Consider the following 21,442-nt stretch of genomic DNA (forward strand, 5'->3'; position numbering starts at 1 on the left):
TTCGCGGTCGACGTTAAGCCGCCGCATGATGGGGTCAGTAGAGCGAGGCCTCTCAATCTGTTGAACGACCTTGGGAGAGTTCGTCCCAGGATCGTGCCTGCTAACGAGATCGCCTTGCCCGTCGTCCCCACGGGAACGATCCGGCTCACGCCCTTTCGGGCGGAATCAACTCCTCCTTCGTTGGTCCGTTATCCCGTATTTCATGCCGGTACGGGGCCGGGTGCCTTGCCGAAGCGGAATTCTGTCGCATCGCTCCACATGCGATGCAGGATGACAGCGAGCTTGCGAGCAACAGCAACTCGGGCTCGGGCCATACCGCGCCGCTTGGCGACGTTCATACCCCACGCTCTGAGGCTCGACCATTTCTTGCTGAGCACAAGCAGTGAATGAGCCGCCTCATAGAGGGCCGTGCGGGCGAGCTCGTCACCGCATCGGCTTACCTTGCCCTGAATGTCCGTCTCGCCAGATTGATAGCGTGCCGGGGTCAGACCCAAATGCGCTCCGACATCCCTCGATCGGCGAAAGCGGTCCGGCTGATCGACCGTGGCACGAAAGGCGAGCGCGGTGATGGGTCCCACACCGGGCACGGACATGAGGCGCCGGCAGACTTGCTCCTTGCGGGCGATATGGAAGACCTGCTTTGTCAGTCGCCCGAACTCGCGCAACATCGTTGCCACGATCGCCAGAAGCGGCTCGACAAGCGCCATGATGACCGTATCTGCGCCAATCAGTTCGCGCACGCGATGAGCGAAAGTTGCGCGGCCTGGAGTGCCGAGCTTGATGCCGGCCTCCCGCAGAATCGCCCTGACGACATTTTCGATCGTCCGCATTTCATTGAGGACCGTGCGTCGCGCAACGAGGAGGGATCGCCAGAGCCGACACTGCTGGCTCTTCACATGCACCTGCCGATACCAGCCGGTGCGCATGATCTGCGCCAAGGCGCGGGCGTCGTTGCGATCGGTTTTGTTCGGCATCGTTTTCATCGCCGCGTTGGCCTGCCGGGTCTCGATGCAGATCGCCGGCAATCCTTCGGCGCGAATACCGTCATAAAGCCAGGCTGTCAGCGAACAGGCTTCGAGCCCGATGCGCTCCAGCGGCAGATCGATTTTCCGCAAGGCTTCATAAAGCGCCCTCGGCTCACTCGCCGCCCGCCCTTCCTTCACGATCCGGCCGCTCTCGTCGACGACACAGATCGCGGTCTCTTCCAAAGACACGTCAAGTCCGGCAAAATACTTCATGGCTGCTCCTCCTGATGTTTGTGGCGATCTACATCGACCACGTTCTCACATCTCGACAGGAGCAGCCGCCCTCAATTTGGCTCGGGCGAGACCCCAATCACCCCATCTGTTGAAAGGGTCCTCGCCACCGGACCGCAGCAATGATTCACTGGCTCCGAAGGGAATCGGAGGTGACGAGTGCGCGGCGGCGACGATCGAACTGGCGAACTTTTCAGCTACGTGGACCTTGAGGTCCGGGTTCGGCGCAATCACCATTGCGGGCGATCCGGACGATCGTGACTGAAGCCCTGTCGAGGCTGGAGCGTGCGTTCGCGGCGCTATATTCGCCGATCGGACGGCCATCTATCCCGCCGGAGAAGCTGCTGCGGGCGATGCTTTTGCAGGCGTTCTATTCGATCCGCTCGGAGCGGCTTTTGATGGAACGGTTGGAATACGACCTCCTGTTCCGCTGGTTCGTCGGCATCGGCGTCGACGACGCAGCCTGGGACCATTCGGTGTTCTCCAAAAACCGTGACCGGCTGCTGGAGGGCGATATCGCGGCGAAGTTCCTGGCGGCCGTGCTGGCGCAACCCAAAGCCAAGAAGCTCCTGTCCACGGATCACTTCTCGGTCGACGGCACGCTGATCGAGGCCTGGGCTTCGATGAAGAGCGTCAAGCCAAAGGGCGGCCCAAGCGGCGGTCATGGCGAACCGCCGGCAGACGGCGGCGGACGCAATGCGGAAGCGGACTTCCACGGCGAGAGGCGATCGAACGAGACGCATACCTCGACTACCGACCCCGACGCCAGGCTCTACCGCAAAGGGCGGGGCAAGGAGGCCAGGTTGTGCTTCATGGGACATGGATTGATGGAGAACCGCCACGGCCTGCTGGTGGAAGCCTGTCTGACGCTGGCCGACGGACATGCCGAGCGGGTGGCGGCCCTGCACATGATCGAACCTCGTGCCGACCGGCCGCGGGCGATCACGCTCGGCGCCGACAAGGCCTATGACGCAGAGGACTTCGTCAACGAGTTGCGCTCGATGAAGGTGACACCACACGTAGCGCAAAACACGAACGGCCGTCGTTCGGCGATCGATCGCCGCACCACGCGCCACGGTGGCTATGCCGTCAGCCAGCGCATCAGAAAGCGCATCGAAGAGGCGTTCGGCTGGATCAAAACCGTCGCTGGGCAGGAGAAGACCAAATTGCGCGGCCGCGACCGCGTTGGGTGGGCCTTCACCTTCGCGGCCGCCGCCTACAATCTGGTGCGGGTGCCCAAGCTCTTGGCGGCCTCGAAATGACCGCGCCCGCGGGCTGGCAACTGATCGGCCGCTGGCGGATCATCGAAGCCGATCTGTGGGATCGCGGTTACCTGAACCTCGGTGGACCCGCAACCATCGCCATCGGACCCGACAACAACGGCGAGATCGCCTTTGGTGCCCTGCAAGCCGGCCTCGATCTGAGCTACAGCCCCTCGATAGTTCACTTCACATGGGGCGGGTGTGACGAGATGGATGAAGTCACAGGCGATGGCTATGCCGAATTGCTCGACGACAGCTCGATCGAGATCACATTCGCCTACCACAACGGCGACGAGGCCATCCTCAAGGCAATACGTCAGACTTCTTCAACAGCTGCAAGTCTTACTGAGTCAGAAAGTCGGGGCTGCGGGGGGATTCGCGCTGGTCGTGGATTTGTTAGGGTGCTGCTTGGTGATCAGGGAAGCGCCCCGCCATGACCGACTGGACAGCCGAGAGTGAAGCCGAGTTCGACGCCTATGTCGATGCTTTGATCGGGGTGATCGGCCACGCCGACCGAGCTGAGCCGCTGAACGATTATTGCCTCGGACTTCTGATGCCGATAGAGCGCAAGAGCGTGAGCCGTTGGCGGCCGTCACGGCGCCGTCGTGGGTGTCGGCCAAGCATCAGTCTCTGCTGCATTTCGTGGGACAGGCGCCGTGGTCGGACGCGGCCTTGCTAGCGCGGGTTCGCGACCGGTCCTCAGGTCAGCAAGCTGATCCTGACGGATTTTGGCCTCCAGCGTGTCTTCTTTCTTCGGGGCCATGGACGGACCAGCTTGCTCCCATCGTTGTTCGCGAGGACAAGCTTACGCAAGCCCACTGAAGGATGGGTTAACTATCCAACGTCACCATGGAAGCAGCCCTGCCAACGGCATCAAACGCGCCCGGCGAGACAAAAGGAAGCCGGGCCGAGATAGCGTTCCAGAGCGGCAGCGCTGCCTGCGATTCACCGCCTGAGCATGGCCGAAATGCCATGGCGGATAAAGGGAAGATATTGGGCAAAGCGAAGCCCCGCATGTCTTGCAAGCCGTGCCGTCGGGTGCTCGCCTGAGTAGAGAGCGACAAGTACATTCGTAGCATGATAGAGCGGTGCCGCCGACCGACGCAGTCGGCTTTCGTATCTGCCGAGCATGTCGGGATCAGCAATGTCGCGGCGCTCGCGACATGCCGCCAGGATTCTATCGGCGAGTTGCTTCTGGCCACTGAGGCCGATGTTGAAACCATGAGCGGTCACCGGGTGCATGCCGAGGGCAGCATCGCCGATCAGTGCCGCACTCGGAGCCCAGAACTTGTGCGCCCAGGTCGTGACCAGCGGATAGGCATGGCGGGTGCTTGCCAAGGTCATCTCTCCGAGGCGTCCTCGACACCGGTTCGTCAATTCCATGAGGAACAAATCGTCGTCGAGAGCAAGCAGTCTGTCGGCCTCGCTTGAGCGCAAAGTGAGAAGCAGCGACGACACGCCTTCCATGAGCGGCAACATCGCTATCGTTTGATGGTGATCGAACCATTCGACCGCGATCTGGTGATGGGCGCGCTCGTGCCTCACCCGGCAAATCAGCATCGAGTTGCCAAGCCGATTGATGGCGGCGCCAATGCCGAGGAGGTCGCGCGTCGCGGACAAACGCGAATCCGCTGCAACGAGCAGCCGAGCGGCCAATTGCCTGCCATCAGAGAGCGTTATGACTGCTTCTTTGTGGCTGGTTGTTGCAGTGACGACCGAGCGGCCGCACAGCAGCTGGGCATGATCCTGGAAGTGGACAAGCTTGAACAGGGCGTCGCGGATCCGACAATTTGGGACCAGAATTCCGAGTGGTTCCCCAGATCCGCTGGGAGAATCGAAGCTCAGGGCGAAAGGGCTCGATCCGTTGAGCACGCGCGCGCCTTGTAGCGGTGATTTGTCCGAAGCCGGGATGGCATCCCAGGCGCCGAGCTCGCGAAGGATTCCAACCGATGCGTGGGTCAGCGCGATCTCGCGACCGTCGAAAGCCGGATTCGCCAGGCTTTCGAGCGACTGCCGTTCAACCACTGCCACCTTGAGTCGGCTCTGGGCAAGCGATGCGGCGAAGGAAAGTCCGACCGGCCCGGCTCCGACGACAATAACGTCGAATCTATCGACAGAGCCGGCCATCAGCGTGCCGCCATAGCGTCGGCTATCTGCGACGAAGGGCACTGGAACGCATCGCAATCGATCCACGGTTTGCGGCTCATCTCCCCAAGCGTCTCCACGCGACCTAACCGTCCGTTAGACATCCGTTCTCCGTTCAAAAATGCTCAATGAAACCATGCCGATGAAGAGATAACCCTGATGTGGATCAACCAGGCTCGATAAACGCGGCAGCGGCGGGTTCACGGTCGACTGGTCGATCGCGACGCCATGGTCTGGTCAGGTCATCATGGAATGGCCGGCTTCCCGTTCGGTGCGGCCCTTTCCTGGCCGAAAGTTCGGCAACGTATTCTGGCTGATCCGTTCGCACCCGTCGCGCGCCGAAATCGGCATGACGCGAAGCAACCGCGGAAAATATTCGAGCGAGTCCTCGCAGGGCAGGCTGGGTCAACTGCGTGGCTCGTCGCGATCGATCAGGATCCGCTCGGCGGCGCCATCGAGATCTTCATATTGGCCGCTCCTCAAGGCCCACAGGAACCCGGCCAGCCCAAGCGCTCCGAGGAACAGGGCCACAGGTATGAGGTAGGCGAGCGTCGTCATGAGGATTGTGCCAGTGCGCCAATGTCGGAGCGCCTGTCATGTCGGGCATCTTGCACCGATGCATTTGACACGAAACCTTGCAGGCGTAGCGCATTGCCGATGACCAGGAGGGACGAGGCGGACATCGCGACCGCCGCGATCAGTGGCGTAACGTGCCCCAGAATGGCGACCGGCACGGCGATGCCATTGTAAACGATCGCGATGGCGATGTTCTGCCGGATCAGCCGTCCGGCCTTCCGCGAAATGTCTAAAGCAAGTGGGACCGCCAGAAGACTTTTACGCAGGAACACGAAATCCGCGGCGTTGCGACCGATATCCGCCGCCGTGGCCGGAGCGATTGAAACGTGTGCGGCGCCCAATGCAGGCGTGTCGTTGAGCCCATCGCCGACCATCAGCACCTTGTGGCCAGTTCGCGTCAATGCTTCGATGTGTTCGACCTTCCCGCAGGGAAGCAACGCGGGAACGAAGCGCTCGACGCCCAGTGCTTCCGCGACTTCGCCGCAGGCAGCTTCTGTGTCGCCCGACAGCATCTCCACCGACACGCCGGCGCCGTTCAGTTGCTCGATGGCCGCCTTGGCATCGGCACGCAGCTCATCCTCGAAATCGAAAGTCGCGACAATGACCCCGTCCTTCGTCAAAACGGTTCCGCCATAGCCTTGTTTGCTTTCGCCGCCGGTCCGGGCTTTCCACTCACCCCATCCGCGGCGACCCAGCCGCCAGGTACTGCCCTCGGCGATGGCTTCGATGCCGAAGCCCGGATGCTCGCTGACGGACGCGAGTTTCGGCTGGCCGGCAAAGGCTGCATTGCCAGCGATTGCCTTCGAAAAGGGATGGCGGGAATGCGCTGCCATCTCGGCCGCCATGGCGAGCATCGTCGGATCGATGGACGGCGCATTGATCAGCCTGGGCAGTCCGAGCGTAAGCGTGCCGGTTTTGTCGAACAATGCCGTGTCGATCCCGGCCAGGCGCTCCATGGCGGAGCCGTCCCTGACCATGACGCCGCTTTCAAACAGCCGCCGCGCAGCGACCACCTGCACGATCGGCACGGCGAGACCGAGCGCACACGGGCATGTAATGATCAAAACGGCGACCGCGATTGTTATTGCCCGGTGCCAGTCGCCGGTCGCCGCCATCCAGCCGAGGAACGTCACAAAGGCGGTGAGGTGGACCACGGGGGCGTAGAGCGCGGAGACGCGATCGGCGATCCTGCGATGGCGGGCGCGGCCGCCCTCTGCCGCTTCCATCAGCCGAACCATTTCGGCCAGGAAGGAATCCTTCGCGGCGGCCGTCGCCTCGATGGTCAGTGGACCGGTGAGATTGAGTGTACCGGCCTGGACCTGCGCCCCCGGGCCCACCGTTCTGGGCGTGCTTTCCCCGGAAACTAGGGAACAGTCGAGATCCGACGCCCCGCCAATGATCCTGCCGTCGATGGGCACCCTCTCGCCGGCCGCGATCAAGAGCTCCATTCCCGGTTCGATCTCGCCAACCGGCAAGTAGTCGCGCGAACCGTCCTCGCGCAGCACCATGGCGCCGCGCGCGGCCAGCCGAGCCAGTCCGTTCACGGCCGTCCGTGCCCGTTCCCGCATCACGTGATCCAGCGTGCGGCCGATCAGCAGAAAGAACAGCAGCGACACCGACGCGTCGAAATAAGCATGGTCGCCATGGCTGATCGTCTCGTAGAGGCTCATAGCGTAAGCGAGCGATACCCCGACCGCGATCGGCACGTCCATGTTCATGCGGCTGTGGCGCAGCGCATTCCAGGCCGAGCGAAAATAGATGCCGCCGGCGAAAGCGAGCGCAGGAATGGCAATCAAGGCCGAGACCCAATGGAACAGGTCGCGGGTCGCGCCTTGCGCGCCGGACCAGACGGAGACTGATAGCAGCATGATGTTGCCCGCCGCAAAGCCGGCGACCGCGACGGCGCGGATCAGTTCCGAGAGCATCTTGTCCTTCCCGTCAGCCTCGGGATCGAACAGGTGCGCGCCATAGCCCAGCCGTCCAAGTGTGGCGACGAATGGCGGAACCTCGTCGCCGCGCCACCGGACCGAAACACGTTTCGTCGAAAGATTGACACGAGCGCCTTCGACGCGATCCAGCTTGCCGATCGCCGTCTCGATCGTCTGGATGCAGGCGGCACAATGCACAGCTGGCACCGAGAGGTCGGTCTGGCGAAGATTTTCGCCAATCGAGCGGCTCGCCAGTCTGATTTCCTGGCCAGAAGGCAGGACCAGTGTGACCTTTTCCAGGTCCAATGCCATTTCGGCGCCTGGCGCGCAGCAGCTCATTGCAGCGCCCCGCGGGAAATCACGATCCGGCGAACGTCGCGATAGGGTTCCGCAAGGCTCGCATCGGCGTCGATTTCGACGATCCAGACGCCATCCTTGGGGATGTGGTGCGCGGCGAATATCTGACCGGAGGCAGCTGCAAGAGTGACGGATTTGTCCTCGGCCTCGTAGGCGGGATGACGAAACAGCACCTTGACGCCATGCACGGCAACCGTCTTGCCGCCAGCATCGGTGAGACTGTAGCGGACCTCACCGCCTGCGATGGTCAGTTTGCCAGTCCAGCCGAGGGCTGCCTGAGCTCGCCCTTGCTCGGCCTTTTTGTTGAATTGCTGGCTCGCCACATAGGTGTTTTCGACGACAAGGCCGGTCCAGCTCGTGTTGGCGAGCGTCGCCATCGTCAGATTGACCGCTATGACCACGCCGAAGAAGCCAAGGATGGTGAACAGCATATGCCTGCCGGTGAATTCGCGAGATTGTCGCGAGGTGTCGCTCATCTGGCGATCTCCGGTGCGTTGAAAGTGGCCGTGTATTCGTCCGACTCGAACGTTGCCTTGTTTTCGACCCGGAACTTGAAGCTTTGCGCTGCACCCCGAACCTGATCTGCCGGCTGACGCACGAAAACCTTGAGCATCTTCAGCCGGTCGGGTTCGACCGGGATGGCAAAGGAGCGATCCGCCGGCAGGTCGATGCCGACAACGCTCATTTCGGCTCCATGCAGGCCCTGCATCGTGACAATGATCGTTCTTGGTTCGGGGATCATGTTGAGCAGCTTGACGGTGTAGCCGTTGCGGATCGAACCGTCGGACAGCGTCACGAACTGCGGGTTGCGATCGTGCAGGACATTCAATTCGAGCCGTTCGCGGGTCAGCAGCGAATAGAGCAGCGCGAGACCGACCGCCGACCAGGCGCCCATGTAGATGAAGGTGCGCGGGCGAAAGATCTTGCGGATATGGAAACGGGCCACCTTGTCGGAGAACAGGCCGTCAGCGCTCCTGACCAGTGACGGGTTGACTGAACCGGAGCCGCCCGGGGTCGCCAGCATCATATTGGCGTTGTAGTCGGCCAGCGTCGCATAGGAAATCAGTCCGCGCTCCCTGCCGAGCTTGTCCATTATACCGTCACAGGTATCGATGCAGAGCGCGCAGGTGATGCATTCAAGCTGCTGGCCATCACGAATGTCGATCCCCATCGGGCACACCGCGACACAGGCATTGCAGTCGACGCAGTCGCCGACGGGCTGCCCGGCGGCAAGGACCCTCTTGGCGTGACGCGAGCGCGGTTCGCCGCGCCAGTCATTATAGGTGACGGTGAGGGAATTCTCGTCGAGCATGGCCGCCTGGATGCGCGGCCATGGGCACATGTAGGTGCAGACCTGCTCGCGCATCAGCCCGCCGAACGTATAGGTCGTCGCCGTCAGCACGGACACGGTGATGTAGGCGACGGGGGCGGCGGTGCCGGTGAAGAGTTCCCCAAGCAGCGTCGGCGCATCGGCGAAATAGAAAATCCAGGCGCCGCCGGTCAGCACCCCTATGACCAGCCAAATGGCGTGTTTCGATGTTCGCAGCACGAGTTTGCGCGCAGTCCAGGGACCGGCATCGAGCTTGATGCGCGCGTTGCGGTCGCCCTCGATGGCTCGCTCGACGACCAGAAACAGATCGACCCACACGGTCTGCGGGCACGTATAGCCGCACCAGGCCCGGCCGACGGTGGACGTGATCAGGAAAAGGCCGACACCGGCCATGACCAGCAGGCCGGCGACGTAGTAGAATTCCTGCGGCCATATCTCGATGAAGAAGAAGTAGAAGCGGCGGTTGGCAAGATCGACCAGCACGGCCTGGTCAGGGGCAAATGGCCCGCGATCCCACCGCAGCCAGGGGGTCAGGTAGTAGATCCCCAGCGTGATTGCCATCACCGACCACTTGAAGCGGCGGAAACTGCCCGAGGCCCGCTTCGGGAAGATCTTCTTGCGCGCGGCATACATCGGCTGTCGCACTTTGGCGGAGTTGACCGCATCGGCTTCGAGCCGTTCTATTTGCGTGTTATCGAGCACGAGAAGCTCCAGTCACCAGCGACGATTTCGCCGGAAGCCCGACCCATCGGTTTCTGGATGATGCCGAGGCCCGGCTCGCGCCGGGCCTCGTCGCTTGGCGGTTGGGGGGAGGACGAGAATAGGCTTGCGTTCCTATTCTCCGCCGCCAAGCGAATGGACATAGACCGCGAGTTCCTTGACCTTGATCTCGCCGAGACGCCCGATCCAGGCCGGCATGACGCCATGCCTCGGGGCGCGGACCTGCGCGGCGATGGCTGTTTCGCCAGACCCGTAAAGCCAGATCGCGTCGGTCAGGTCGGGTGCGCCGAGCTCCCTGTTGCCCTTTGCATTCTCACCATGACAGGCCGCACAATTCTCGGCGAAAACATTGGCGCCGAGTTCGATCAGGCTTGTGTCCTGAACAGGATCGGAGAGGCTTGCGACATAGGCGCCGACCTGCTTGATCTGATCCGTCGTGATGATGTCGCCAAAAGCAGGCATTTCCGACAGGCGCGTATCCGGGTCTGATGCGAAGCGGATGCCGTCCGCAATCGTCTGCTGGATCTGTTCGGCGTTGCCACCCCACAGCCAATCGTCGTCGTTTAGGTTGGGAAAACCCTTGGACCCTTGAGCGCCCGAGCCATGGCACTGCACGCAATTGACCTTGAACGCGGCGCCACCTGCGGCGACCGCGAATTCGCGTAGTGTATCGTCGGCAGTAATCTCGGAGACGGTCTTCGCCTGAATGGCAGCGACATATTTGCCCTTGGCCACTTCGGCCGCCGCCAGTTCATTCTTGACGTCTTTGCGGCTCGAATACCCCAGCACACCCCTGGTCGCGGAAGTCAGCATCGGCCATGCCGGATAGACGACGGTGTAGCCGATCGCCCAGGCAATGGTGATGTAGAAGGTGATGACCCACCAGCGCGGAAGCGGGTTGTTGAGTTCCTTGATGCCGTCCCACTCATGGCCGGTCGTCGAGATGCCCGAAACCTCGTCGATATGCTCGCTGCCCATGATCAGTCGTCCTTGAGAGGAATGTGAGCGGCTCTCTCGGCTTGCCTGCGGCTGCCGCGACGAAATGCAAAGGCAACGCATCCGAGGAAGAAAAGTGCCATGGCAAGCAGGCCCCAGCTGTCGGCAAACTCCCGCATGAAATTGTAGGTCATCGCCATTCTCCTCAGCGGTAACCGGCGGCTTCGTCATAGGTCCTGAAATCGACCAGCGTGCCGAGCATCTGGAGATAGGCGACCAGCGCATCCATTTCGGTGACCTGCTGCGGATCGCCGTCGAAGTCCCCAACCTTGACTTTCGGATAGCGTCTCTCCAGGCCCGATGTGTCGGCATTCGCATCGGCCTGCGCCATGAGATCGGCATTGGCATGAGCGATCATGTCGTCTGAATAGGGCACACCGACACGGCTGTTGGCGATCAGATGCGTCGAGAAATCCTTCACCTCGATGGGCATGTCCTTCAGGAACGCGTAGCTCGGCATGATCGATTCCGGCACCACCGAACGCGGCTCGGTGAGATGCTGGACGTGCCATCCGTTCGAGTAGCGGTCGCCGACCCGGGCGAGATCCGGCCCGGTGCGCTTCGAGCCCCACTGGAACGGGTGGTCGTACATCGACTCGGCCGCCAGGCTATAGTGGCCGTAGCGCTCGACCTCGTCGCGGAACGGCCTTATCATCTGGCTGTGGCAGAGGTAACAGCCCTCGCGCGCATAGATGTTGCGCCCCACCAGTTCGAGTGGCGAGTAAGGGCGCATGCCTTCAACCTTCTCGATCGTGTTGTCGAGATAGAAGAGCGGTGCGATCTCGACGATGCCGCCGATTGTTACGACCAGCAGGGACCCGAGGAGAAGAAGTGTGGCGTTCTTCTCGATGACCGCGTGTCTGTCCATCAGGCCCATTTTCTGGCTCCTGATCGCACAGGCTGGAGGGCGGGGATGGAGCGCGGCATCGGATCCTCCTCGCGCTGGTAGCCGAGGATGGTCATGGCGATGTTCCAGGCCATGATGAGGGCGCCCGACAGATACATCGCGCCGCCGATGGCACGCATGATGTAGTAGGGATGCATGGCGGCGACGGTTTCGGCGAAGGAGTAGACCAGGAAGCCCTGCTCGTTGTATTCGCGCCACATCAGGCCCTGCATGACGCCGGAGACCCACATCACCGCGGCGTAAACGACGATCCCAAGCGTCGCCAGCCAGAAGTGCCAGTTGACGAGCCGCAGCGAATAAAGCCGGTCGCGGTTCCATAACTTCGGGACCATGAAATAAATCGCGCCGAACGAGATCATGCCAACCCATCCGAGCGCGCCCGAATGGACGTGACCGATGGTCCAGTCGGTGTAGTGCGAGAGCGAGTTGACGGCCTTGATTGACATCATCGGGCCTTCGAAAGTCGACATTCCGTAGAAGGCGATGGCCATGACCATCATACGGATGATCGGGTCGGTGCGCAGCTTGTCCCAGGCGCCCGAGAGCGTCATCACGCCGTTTATCATGCCGCCCCATGACGGCATCCACAGCATGATCGAGAACACCATGCCGAGCGTCTGGGCCCAGTCCGGCAGGGCGGTGTAGTGGAGGTGGTGCGGACCGGCCCAGATGTATAGAAAGATCAAAGCCCAGAAGTGGATGATCGACAGCCGGTAGGAATAGACCGGTCGGTTGGCCTGCTTGGGCACGAAATAATACATCATGCCGAGGAAGCCGGCGGTGAGGAAGAAGCCGACGGCATTGTGGCCGTACCACCATTGCGTCAGGGCGTCCTGTACGCCGGAGAAGGCTGAATAGCTCTTGGAGCCCAGGAAGGAGACCGGCATCGACAGGTTGTTGATCACATGCAGCATTGCGATGGTCACGATGAAGGCAAGGTAGAACCAGTTGGCGACATAGATGTGCGGTTCCTTGCGCTTCAGGATCGTGCCGAGGAACAGGATGAGATAGGCGACCCAGACAATGGTCAGCCACAGGTCCACATACCATTCGGGCTCGGCGTATTCGCGGCTCTCGGTGATGCCGAGCAGGTAGCCGGTTGCCGCCATGACGATGAACAGCTGATAGCCCCAGAACACGAACCAGGCGAGATCGCCGCCGAACAGCCGAGCGCGACAGGTCCGCTGCACGACATAAAGTGACGTGCAGATGAGTGCATTGCCGCCGAAGGCAAAAACCACGCCGGAAGTATGCAAAGGCCGCAGTCGGCCGAAATTGAACCAGGGCTGGATGTTGAGATCGGGGTAGGCGAGCTGCAGGGCGATGACCACGCCGACCAGCATGCCGACGACGCCCCAGAATACGGTGGCGATGGCACCGTAGCGGATCGGCCCATCCATGTAAGCGGCGGGGTCGATCGGAACTGTCGGCTTGAACTCCGTGTTGCGCAACAGAATCGCAGTGAAGCCAGCCACGGCGAAGAACAAAACCCACATATGCTGGCGAAAAGGTTCATCTACGCCGAAGCCGGCAGCCACCAGGGCCGCAAACGCAAACAGGCTTAGAAGGACGATCTCTGTGCCGAATTTCATCGCAAGCCCCGATTTCCAATTCCGGCGGGCGCCAAACCGCAGTGCCTTATTGCACAGCCGTGGCCTGCTCGCCCTGATCCATGTCAGAGCCGCACGATTTTGCTTCGAGCAGCATCGAGTTCGGTGCGATCCGACTGTGGCGATCGAATTTGGAAGCGCACCACCGGCCGCCACGCCTAATCGACAGGCCCGGCGTCCCCGGTCGGGCCGGGTATGGAGGCGATCGCGGGCGTGTGGGGAAGCGCGCCTTCTGTGACGCTGGAAAGTAGGCCGATGCCTTGCCGAACGTCGATCGTTTCAATGCCTTGGGACAGCCAGCGCCAGCGTTGCGCTGCCTTCGTGACATTCCTAGAGCGGGCTATTGCGTAAAAGCAGATGGCGCTTAGCGAATGCCGCGGAGGCGGCTCTCGCGGTTTCGAATGTCATCAGCGGCATCTTGCTGTTCCTTGTATCCATCGCCAATGCGCCGCCATCTATGTGCGCCAATAAGCAGGCTGCCCAAGCACTAAGGCGAATACAGCGCTATCCCGCTTCCGCATGTAACTTAGCTACTTGCATTAAGTAGCGTTGACAGGGCGGGATCGTTGGCTATGTTGGAGGCTCATGGACATCGAGTTCGCAGACCCGTGCCTAGCGCTGATAGAGACGGAAGCCGCAGCGGACACCCGCTTGCCAGTCGCCGTGATCCAGACCGCGCGTCAACGCTTTAGCATCGTGCGGGCAGCGCCTGACGCGCGCACGCTCCACAACTGGAAAAGTTTTGGCTTGAAGCCACGCGCTGGATCGGCGGAGCACCTCGTGGTCCTCTCGCCGCAATGGGCGATAGTGGTTAAAATCATAGCAAAGAACAGCATTATGACGGTGGTCGTAACAGCAATGGAAGAGCATCTGCAGGGGGTGGCATGACGGGGAACAGCAATCAGGTGGCCATCGAGCCACCGGGCACCTTCATCAAGATGGAACTGGAAGCGCGTGGATGGTCGCAGCGCGATCTCGCTTTCATTCTTGGCCAGACCGAGCAGCAGCTCAATCCGCTTTTGTCCGGCAAGCGTGGCATCACCCCCGATATGGCGCGCCTGCTCAGCGACGCGTTCGATACTTCGCCGGAGTTCTTCCTGAACCTTCAGGGCCGTTATGACCTGCAAAATGCCAAGGAGCCGGATCCGGCGGTGAAGACCCGCGCCGGGCTGCAGGCTCATTTCCCCGTACGCGACATGATCCGGCGCGGTTGGATTCAGGACGGCGAAGCATCCCTGCTCCAGCTCCAAATGTCTCGCTTCTTCGAAGCAGCCAATGACGATACGCTGGGTGACATCGCATTCGCTGCGAAGCGCACGCATTATGACGCTACGCCGCCACATCAGCTCGCGTGGGTGTTTCGAGTACGCCAGCTTGCCAGACAAATGGAGGTCGAAACTTTTTCGACCGAAAAGCTCGGTGCACTTCTGCCCAAATTGCGCAGCTTGATGATCGATCCCGAAGCGGTCGCCTCCGTGCCAAGCTTCTTGGCGGGCTGCGGAGTTCGCTTTGTCGTCGTCGAGGTTCTGCCCAACGCCAAGATCGATGGGGTCTGTACCTGGCTTGACGATGGGTCCCCCGTGATCGGCATGTCTACGCTGTACGATCGGCTCGATAACTTCTGGTTCGTACTACGGCATGAGATCGAGCATGTGCTGCAGGGTCATGGAAAACAATCGATTGGGATGGTCGATCAACTGACGGGCGAGAGCGCCAACGATGCAAACGGAGAGGCGGACGAGGAGATTGTTGCCAACACTGCGGCCGCCGACTTCTGCGTCCCGTCAGCGAAGATGTCATCCTTCTATGCCCGCAAGCATCCCTATTTCTCGGAGCGCGACGTTGTCGGCTTCGCGGCGCTAATGGCCGTCCACCCCGCGATCGTGGTTGGCCAGCTCCAGAAGCGGATGAAACGCTTCGATTATCTGCGCAAGTTTCAGGTTCCGGTCCGCGGGCATCTCCTCAAGGAAGCCATCGCCGATGGCTGGGGCAATATGGCCGAAGCACAGCTTTAGGAATAGGATCTACACGTGGCGACCTTCAGCGAACAGATGCAGGCGATCTTCGGACGATATACCGAGGAAGTAAGTACGGACCCCGTCTCGCTGGATGAGGTCGCGGCCTGGGCGATCGAGCGTGGGCTTTACAGGCCCGCCCCGCGCGACATCGTGAAAATCTGTCGCGATGCTTTGGCGGACAGCCTGCGCCAGGAGAAGCGCGTCGATGAGAAAGGGCGCAAGTATCGCGCCAAACATTCGATCCGAACCTGGATCGAAGGCCAGCAGCTGAGCCTGTGGGCTGATATCGACACGGCGCCACGCTCCTTCTTAGAAAAATCTTTCGGTCAGCGTCGTAAATCGATCGCGGACGACTGTTTCCAGATCAAGCAGGATGTCGATCACTTCAATGACGAGCATCCGGACGAAGAGCCCATTCAGATGATCATCGACTTCACGGATGACGTCGCCGAGATGGAAGCCGCTACGCGGCAGGATACAGGAGACGAAGAGGCAGCGTAAGCCGCGTCAAAGCGCATCAATAATGCGGCCTTATGTAGCAAAAGCACCAAGGCTTTAATTATTAGGAACAGACATGGGAACAACGTTAGGAGATGCGTCGGGCAATTGCGCTAACTGACTGCCGGTCTGCATTGCTTTCTCGATTTCTTCCCGATATTCCCGAGCGTGCTCCAGTGCGTAAAACACGATTTTTCGTCCTCCGTAGACCATCGCTACGGGAAGGACAGAAAACAAAATCAGAAGATACATCCAAATCGGACCGGACCATGGATTGTAAATATAATCCATAAAACCCCAAATGTCGATGTTTCGCGCGACACCTGCGATTAGAGTTGTTCCCGCCGCAACAGAAGAGAAGTAGGTTATATTCCTATCGTTGTGTTTTCTGTATAGATAATGATAAATCTGAGACCAGAAGCCGCCATTTATTCTTGCATCTTTGATAGCGTGCGGGACATCCACTAGGTCGTGATTGGATAGAGCGCACAGCTCGCATAGCTGCTTATACATTTTCATGCTTTTAATATTTGCAGGGGCTGGCTTATCGGACGGCTCAAAGATTCGGAGTTCGACCCTGGCGCCGTCGCGTATCTGATCACGATATCGGAACCGCACTAGCCCAAGATAGGCCACGTTAATCGCCAGTGCCGCGCCTGCCAACGGTTCAAGTTGCGCAGCGATATTGATAGCGAGTGCGGCATGTGATGCCGTTTCGACAGTCTCTGGCCCCATTAGTGCCGTGAGGCTGATTCACGCCTGAAGAGGAATTGCCATTTTCGCTGAGTTCAGCGGAAATGCACGCTCCCAAAGAGTCTCAAATAGAGACTTCAGGTGTTTGCCGCCCTTGGCGTCCCCCCACGCTGCGATTGCTGCCACTTGCGCCTTATCCTGCTCAAAACGATAGCAGTCTTCATCAGCAACAAGCAAGTGGAAGCGAATATTTCCAGCCATCACCGAGTCAAGGACGCGCGTCTCCAAGTTAGTATATTCGGAGAACCGTTTATAGAAAGGATGCTTCGCGTACAGGTCAACGTCCGCTCTTTCCAAAATAATGCGTACGTGATGGTCGGAACTGGTCAGGAAGAACTCCGCCTCATCCAAGACCTCGTCTGGCGCATAGACGCGTGGATTGAGGGTGCCCGAAAAGATATCGACGGTCCTGCGCGCATGCTTGAACATGGTCTTGACGATCACGCGAGCATGATCGATCGAACCGTTGAACACTGGTTCGCCCTTGCGCTCAGTAGCGGCGCGCGTCACTCTCTCGATATAATCGTCCATGGTCATCGCGCTTTTATCCGGATCTTGCAGTGCTGCTCAACCCCGGATGCCCCCTCGCGTCCCTGTGAGCGCAGAGGGTATCTTGCTTTGGACCCAAGTCAACACAACGGAACAAATATGTTAACCAATAGTTCCAAAGGGTTAAGATTTTTTCCGCTCTGAAGAGCTAAAAACTGACGTGTTCAGCGCCTATCGCCTCCAGGCATTGGAGAAGAAATGCGGCCGTAAATCCGCCTCGGCGCATCTTGTTATTCAGATTCCGCTCGGTCTCATGAACGCCAAGCACCGCCAACTTGTCCGCTAGCTGCGCATACGTTGTGACACCCTTCCGCTTCAATTCGGCCTTCAAAAGGTTCTTGGCCCTCGTCTCGTACTCGACGGTTGCCGGGTCGTCTTTACGTGCCATGTCGCAGCCTAAAAAAGATCATCGTATTTGATGATATAACCCCCGCGATACAAATCCGCATATACGGTGAACAATATCACCGGGTATGATGACAATGCTCTCTCCCTTCCTCCTTTCCGCCGAAAGCCGCACCCTCTCTCTCAAAGAGATTTACAAGTGCCGCGAGGAAAAGGCTTACGACACGTTCAAGCGCTTTCGTTGGGCTTCGACGCAAGGCGAGCCCGTTTTGCCCGACATGCGGGTGCCTGGATCACTAGGACGTTCCGACCCGTCGCAAGTTCAAGTGCGCCGCTTGCGGTACGCAGTTCTCAAATCACGTCCGGCACGATCTTCGCCTCGCGCAAGCTGGCGTTTGTCGATCTGCTCGCCGCGATCTGCCTTTTCGTCAACGGCGCGAAGGGAATGTCGGCGGTCCAGTTCTCCCGCGATCTGTATGTTCAATACAAGACCGCGTTCGTGCTGGCCCACAAACTGCGCGAAGCTCTTGCCGCCGAAACCGCGAATGAAATGCTGGACGGCGAAGTCGAGATCGAGCGAGGATCGCAAGGACCGCCGCTGGAAGAAAACCAGGGTAGCCGCCGTGTTGTCACCGCCCTGCGCGAGCGCGCCGGTCGCACACTCACCTTCGTTCGGAACCGCCGAAGGCGTCGAGATCGCCCGCGCTCGCATGGTTCCGGCGCCAAGCTGTTCGCAGACCAGGCCACACATTGGGACGTGCTGGAGGCCGAATTCGCCTCGACCCGCATCAATCATAGCGTCAGCTACAGCGACGGCCACGGCAAGGACTAACGGCGCTGAGTCATATTTTAGCCGACTGCGCCGGATGGTTGGCGGGCAGCACCACCACGTTTCGCACGCTACCTCTACCAGTATGCCAATCACGGTAAGCGCCACGCCGCTCCCCTCGTGCGGGGCATGAGGTGAATGTGCGAAGAATCCCCCCGATCGCGAGAGACGGAGGGCCTACGTGGGAGCAGACGGCAAAATGGACGTCGATTTGGACGTCCCAACAGCTGGCTACGCAGGCCGGCTCGAGGTTCTGGAAGGTCCAACGGGACGGCGGGTTCGCTCGGAGGCTGAGAGAGCCCGGATTGCGGCCGAGAGCCTGATGCCGGGGGTGCAGGTGGCGGCGGTCGCACGCAAGCATGGCGCGACCCGCTGGCAGGTCTACGATTGGCGGCGTCGCCTTCGTCAGGGGCAACTGGCACTGCCGGAAAGCATGGCGCCGATGTTCGCGCAGTTGATGGTGGACGACTCATCGGTGCCTCAGCGGAGGATGAGGCCATCGAAATCGACGCCGGCGAAGGTGGAGATCGTGATCGACGACATGGTGATCCGAACGGCGGTTGACCTCGAGCAGCTGTCGCAGGTGATCCGAGCGGTTCGGGCCTCGCGATGATTGCACCGGGCAACGATCTGAAGATCTACGTGGCGACCCGGCCGGTTGACTTCCGGCGCGGCATGGACGGATTGGCATTGGCTGTGCAGGAGATGCTAGGCCTCGACCCGTTCTGTGGGGCAGCCTTCGTCTTCCGGGCCAAAAGGGCTGACAGGATCAAGATTTTGGTGTGGGATCGCACCGGCCTTGTGCTCGTTCACAAGCGGCTCGAGGGCTCGAAGTTCGTCTGGCCGCAGGTTCGCGACGGCGTGATGCGCATGTCGCCGGCGATGTTCGCGGCCTTGTTCGAAGGGCTGGATTGGAGACTGGTTCGCCCCGAGCGGGCACGGCGTCCGCAGCTGGCCGGATGAGTAGTGACTCAGGTGCCTTGTCTCCAATGGCGTTATCGGCACTCATGTGGTTGATTTAGTGCATGAATCTGACGGTTCTCCAGGAAGAGAACGAGCGTTTGAAGGCGCTCCTCGCCGAGGCGCAGGCAGCTTTGGCAGAGTCCGAGGAGGCGCGCCGCCGCCTGGAGAGCGTCGTCAGCCAGCTCAACCACGAGAAGTTCGGCGCCAAGTCCGAGAAGCTGCATCCCGATCAATACCACCTGCCGCTCGAAGACGTGGAGATCGCGCAGGGCGTGCTCGATGCCGCGCAGGAAAAGGCGCAGCGGGTCATCCGGGGGCGTTCGGACGGCTCGTCCGGTTCGCGCCAGCGCAATCGTGGCCACTTGCCTGCCCATCTGCCGCGGGTGGAGCGGATCATCGAGCCCAGGAGCACGCTGTGTCCGTGCGGCTGCGGCGAGATGGCCAGGATCGGCGAGGATGTCAGCGAGCGGCTCGACGCAATCCCGGCGCAACTGCGCGTGCTGGTCACGCGCCGCCCGAAATACGCTTGCCGGCGCTGCTCGGGCGCCGTCGTGCAGGCGCATGCGCCCGAGCATATCGTGCCTGGTGGCCTGCCGACCGAGGCGCTGATCGCCCAGGTCATCGTCGCCAAGTTCGGTGATCATTTGCCGTTCTACCGGCAGGCCGAGATCTACGCCCGCCAGGGCATCCAGCTGGATCGGGCGACACTGGGCAACTGGGCAGGCCGGGCCTGCTTCCATCTCAAGCCCATAGCCGACCACATGCGCGGGCATCTGGCTGCGGCCGAGCGCCTGTTCATGGACGAGACCACCGCGCCGGTACTCGATCCCGGACGCGGCAAGGTCAAGAAGGGCTTCTTCTGGGCAATCGCTTCCGATGACCGCGGCCATGGTGGCCAAGGCCCGCCCATCGTGCTGTTCCACTATGCGCCGGGACGCGGCGGCGAGCATGCCGAACGCTTCCTTCAAGGCTTCGGCGGACAATTCCTGCAGGTTGACGCCTATGAGGGCTATGACCGGCTGACACGCCTGGAGCGGCCACAAGGACCATGGCTGCTCGTCCATTGCTGGAGCCACCTGCGCCGACGTTTTGTGAAGCTGGCGCGCAACACCAAGTCCCCGATCGCCGAAGCCGCCGTGCGCCAGATCGCTACGCTCTACGCCGTCGAGGCGACGGTGCGCGGCATGACGCCACAAGCTCGGCTCGCCGCCCGACAGCAGTACTCCACCCCGATCATCGCCGCCTTGAAGCCGTGGTTTGAAAAGCAATTGTCGATGATCTCCTCGGGCTCAAAGCTGGCCGAAGACATCCGCTATGGTCTTGCCCATTGGGAAGGGCTCACCCGCTTCCTCGGCGACGGCCGGCTCGAGCTCGACACCAACCCGGTCGAAAACGCCATCCGGCCCGTATGCTTGACCAGAAAAAATGCTCTCTTTGCTGGCCATGAGGTCGGGGCCGAAAACTGGGCGCTGCTCTCATCCGTCGTGGCCACCTGCAGGCTCAACGACGTCAATCCCGTTGCCTACCTCGCCGAAACCCTCGAGGCCATCATCAACGGCCATCCACAGAGCCAGATCGAGGAACTCATGCCCTGGCGATTCCGGAAAACATCAAGCCCAAACCCATAGGTGATCGGCGAGGCGCTTACCAATCACGCCGCATGGCTTGAAGATCACCGTCGCCTGTCAAACGGAGGCAACGCCCATGCCTTGCTTGGCGGCGCCCTCAATCATTCCGCGTAAGCCGAGTGTGGGTTGGCTATTGGCAGTGGGCCGGGAACTGACGTTAGATAAGCTCGAATTGCAGTTGATCCTCGATAGCAGGCGCCGTGATTTCAAATCCGAGTGGTCGGTTGCAGATGACGGGTTCGGCGGCTAATTCAGCGCGAAGGTTGTCCAGGCTTGGCAAGCCCAAGACCTTGGAGAAAGCCTCATCTATTGCCTTTCGGACCGGATCATCCGCCATATTCGGGATAGTTTTTAGATCCATTGAGGCGAGCTTTTCGTAGGAACCGGCCAGTTGTGCGAGTTGTTGCTCGGAAAGAGCCCTAACATCCAAAATTGGAAGGTTATTAATCGTGGCCCACCAGTTCTGCCCGCTTGGCGACCATTGCGTAAATGACGAGTGGCTTTCCCATGCCCCGGATTGTATGGGAACCCACTGGGTAGCGGCTATGGGAATGTTGGTGCTTTTGCTACATAAGGCCGCAATAATGCTTGCCGGGCTACAGCTTTTATATCGTATGGATGCACCACAGTCCGCGATCGGCGGTTCCTTGGCCTGGATGAGCACCGTGATCTGACTCCAGGCGAGCCGCACTCATCGGCTGAAGTGCGCCAATGCCGAGCGAGCCGTTTTCCAGTTCACGGCCAACCACAACGTCACTACAGATCGCAATGC

Annotated in this window: 21 protein-coding genes and 2 pseudogenes; 9 read left to right on the forward strand and 14 right to left on the reverse strand. The window is 60.6% G+C overall.

The window, feature by feature from the left end:
* Nucleotides 1-200: 200 nt before the first annotated feature.
* Nucleotides 201-1,238 carry an IS110 family RNA-guided transposase gene (locus NKJ32_RS23675; protein ID WP_352829050.1) on the reverse strand — a complete coding sequence of 346 codons (1,038 nt, stop codon included), beginning with the start codon at nucleotides 1,236-1,238 and terminating at the stop codon, nucleotides 201-203.
* A gap of 177 nt (nucleotides 1,239-1,415) precedes the next feature.
* On the opposite strand from NKJ32_RS23675, the pseudogene NKJ32_RS23680 reads away from it, so the two are divergent.
* Nucleotides 1,416-2,518: pseudogene (locus tag NKJ32_RS23680) on the forward strand (IS5 family transposase).
* A complete protein-coding gene (locus tag NKJ32_RS23685; protein ID WP_352829052.1) occupies nucleotides 2,515-2,955 on the forward strand; it encodes a hypothetical protein in 441 nt (146 codons plus the stop codon). The pseudogene NKJ32_RS23680 and the gene NKJ32_RS23685 overlap by 4 nt, the downstream one beginning before the upstream one ends.
* Nucleotides 2,956-3,463: 508 nt before the next feature.
* On the opposite strand, the gene ubiM is transcribed toward NKJ32_RS23685, so the two are convergent.
* The 9 genes from ubiM to ccoN form a co-directional block, all read right to left on the reverse strand.
* Nucleotides 3,464-4,645 (reverse strand): 5-demethoxyubiquinol-8 5-hydroxylase UbiM, encoded by a 1,182-nt coding sequence (gene ubiM / locus NKJ32_RS23690; protein WP_352578929.1) that lies wholly within the window; start codon nucleotides 4,643-4,645, stop codon nucleotides 3,464-3,466.
* Nucleotides 4,646-5,068: 423 nt separating this feature from the next.
* Nucleotides 5,069-5,221: a cbb3-type cytochrome oxidase assembly protein CcoS gene (gene ccoS / locus NKJ32_RS23695; RefSeq protein ID WP_023679633.1), complete on the reverse strand. Its 153-nt coding sequence runs from the start codon at nucleotides 5,219-5,221 to the stop codon at nucleotides 5,069-5,071.
* Nucleotides 5,218-7,506 carry a cation-translocating P-type ATPase gene (locus NKJ32_RS23700; protein ID WP_352642230.1) on the reverse strand — a complete coding sequence of 763 codons (2,289 nt, stop codon included), beginning with the start codon at nucleotides 7,504-7,506 and terminating at the stop codon, nucleotides 5,218-5,220. Before NKJ32_RS23700 ends, ccoS begins: the two co-directional genes overlap by 4 nt.
* Nucleotides 7,503-8,000: a FixH family protein gene (locus NKJ32_RS23705; protein WP_352642228.1), complete on the reverse strand. Its 498-nt coding sequence runs from the start codon at nucleotides 7,998-8,000 to the stop codon at nucleotides 7,503-7,505. The genes NKJ32_RS23700 and NKJ32_RS23705 overlap by 4 nt, the downstream gene beginning before the upstream one ends.
* Nucleotides 7,997-9,556, reverse strand: a complete 1,560-nt coding sequence (ccoG, locus tag NKJ32_RS23710; protein ID WP_352829054.1) for a cytochrome c oxidase accessory protein CcoG — start codon at nucleotides 9,554-9,556, stop codon at nucleotides 7,997-7,999. The genes NKJ32_RS23705 and ccoG overlap by 4 nt, the downstream gene beginning before the upstream one ends.
* Nucleotides 9,557-9,688: 132 nt before the next feature.
* Complete coding sequence (gene ccoP, locus NKJ32_RS23715; RefSeq protein ID WP_352642224.1) at nucleotides 9,689-10,552, reverse strand: cytochrome-c oxidase, cbb3-type subunit III; 864 nt, start codon at nucleotides 10,550-10,552, stop codon at nucleotides 9,689-9,691.
* Nucleotides 10,553-10,554: 2 nt separating this feature from the next.
* On the reverse strand, nucleotides 10,555-10,704 hold the full coding sequence (locus NKJ32_RS23720) for a cbb3-type cytochrome c oxidase subunit 3 (protein WP_352829057.1): 150 nt from the start codon (nucleotides 10,702-10,704) through the stop codon (nucleotides 10,555-10,557).
* Nucleotides 10,705-10,715: 11 nt separating this feature from the next.
* Nucleotides 10,716-11,447 (reverse strand): cytochrome-c oxidase, cbb3-type subunit II, encoded by a 732-nt coding sequence (ccoO, locus tag NKJ32_RS23725; RefSeq protein WP_352642222.1) that lies wholly within the window; start codon nucleotides 11,445-11,447, stop codon nucleotides 10,716-10,718.
* Entirely contained in the window at nucleotides 11,438-13,069 is a 1,632-nt protein-coding gene (gene ccoN, locus NKJ32_RS23730) for a cytochrome-c oxidase, cbb3-type subunit I (RefSeq protein WP_352642220.1), read from the reverse strand. The genes ccoO and ccoN overlap by 10 nt, the downstream gene beginning before the upstream one ends.
* 603 nt (nucleotides 13,070-13,672) lie before the next feature.
* Between ccoN and NKJ32_RS23735 the strand changes: the two genes are divergently transcribed.
* The 3 genes from NKJ32_RS23735 to NKJ32_RS23745 are packed head-to-tail and all read left to right on the forward strand — an operon-like array spanning nucleotide 13,673 to nucleotide 15,606.
* Nucleotides 13,673-13,975 carry a hypothetical protein gene (locus NKJ32_RS23735; protein ID WP_352642218.1) on the forward strand — a complete coding sequence of 101 codons (303 nt, stop codon included), beginning with the start codon at nucleotides 13,673-13,675 and terminating at the stop codon, nucleotides 13,973-13,975.
* Nucleotides 13,972-15,102 (forward strand): HigA family addiction module antitoxin, encoded by a 1,131-nt coding sequence (locus tag NKJ32_RS23740; RefSeq protein WP_352829059.1) that lies wholly within the window; start codon nucleotides 13,972-13,974, stop codon nucleotides 15,100-15,102. Before NKJ32_RS23735 ends, NKJ32_RS23740 begins: the two co-directional genes overlap by 4 nt.
* Nucleotides 15,103-15,117: 15 nt before the next feature.
* Nucleotides 15,118-15,606: a hypothetical protein gene (locus tag NKJ32_RS23745; RefSeq protein ID WP_352642214.1), complete on the forward strand. Its 489-nt coding sequence runs from the start codon at nucleotides 15,118-15,120 to the stop codon at nucleotides 15,604-15,606.
* Nucleotides 15,607-15,660: 54 nt separating this feature from the next.
* Here NKJ32_RS23745 and NKJ32_RS23750 read toward each other — a convergent pair whose 3' ends face one another.
* The 3 genes from NKJ32_RS23750 to NKJ32_RS23760 all read right to left on the reverse strand — a co-directional run bounded on the left by NKJ32_RS23750 (nucleotide 15,661) and on the right by NKJ32_RS23760 (nucleotide 17,293).
* Entirely contained in the window at nucleotides 15,661-16,338 is a 678-nt protein-coding gene (locus NKJ32_RS23750; RefSeq protein ID WP_352829061.1) for a hypothetical protein, read from the reverse strand.
* Nucleotides 16,339-16,356: 18 nt separating this feature from the next.
* Nucleotides 16,357-16,893 (reverse strand): DUF7931 domain-containing protein, encoded by a 537-nt coding sequence (locus NKJ32_RS23755; protein WP_352642210.1) that lies wholly within the window; start codon nucleotides 16,891-16,893, stop codon nucleotides 16,357-16,359.
* 160 nt (nucleotides 16,894-17,053) lie between these two features.
* Nucleotides 17,054-17,293 (reverse strand): DUF6471 domain-containing protein, encoded by a 240-nt coding sequence (locus tag NKJ32_RS23760; protein ID WP_352642208.1) that lies wholly within the window; start codon nucleotides 17,291-17,293, stop codon nucleotides 17,054-17,056.
* A gap of 85 nt (nucleotides 17,294-17,378) precedes the next feature.
* Between NKJ32_RS23760 and NKJ32_RS23765 the strand changes: the two are divergent.
* The 4 genes and pseudogenes from NKJ32_RS23765 to tnpC form a co-directional block, all read left to right on the forward strand.
* Nucleotides 17,379-18,146: pseudogene (locus tag NKJ32_RS23765) on the forward strand (IS1595 family transposase); the annotation flags it as partial.
* Nucleotides 18,147-18,278: 132 nt separating this feature from the next.
* On the forward strand, nucleotides 18,279-18,692 hold the full coding sequence (tnpA, locus tag NKJ32_RS23770) for an IS66-like element accessory protein TnpA (protein ID WP_352622406.1): 414 nt from the start codon (nucleotides 18,279-18,281) through the stop codon (nucleotides 18,690-18,692).
* The gene (tnpB, locus tag NKJ32_RS23775) at nucleotides 18,689-19,042 is read left to right on the forward strand and encodes an IS66 family insertion sequence element accessory protein TnpB (protein ID WP_352480788.1); all 354 of its coding nucleotides are present in this window, start codon (nucleotides 18,689-18,691) and stop codon (nucleotides 19,040-19,042) included. Before tnpA ends, tnpB begins: the two co-directional genes overlap by 4 nt.
* 62 nt (nucleotides 19,043-19,104) lie before the next feature.
* Complete coding sequence (gene tnpC, locus NKJ32_RS23780; protein ID WP_352785671.1) at nucleotides 19,105-20,670, forward strand: IS66 family transposase; 1,566 nt, start codon at nucleotides 19,105-19,107, stop codon at nucleotides 20,668-20,670.
* 157 nt (nucleotides 20,671-20,827) lie between these two features.
* Here the strand turns inward: tnpC and NKJ32_RS23790 are convergent, their stop codons facing one another.
* Nucleotides 20,828-21,334, reverse strand: a complete 507-nt coding sequence (locus NKJ32_RS23790) for a hypothetical protein (RefSeq protein WP_352785674.1) — start codon at nucleotides 21,332-21,334, stop codon at nucleotides 20,828-20,830.
* Between the last annotated feature and the right edge of the window lie 108 nt (nucleotides 21,335-21,442).

The organism is Mesorhizobium sp. M0159 (assembly GCF_040322295.1).
Lineage (GTDB): Bacteria > Pseudomonadota > Alphaproteobacteria > Rhizobiales > Rhizobiaceae > Mesorhizobium.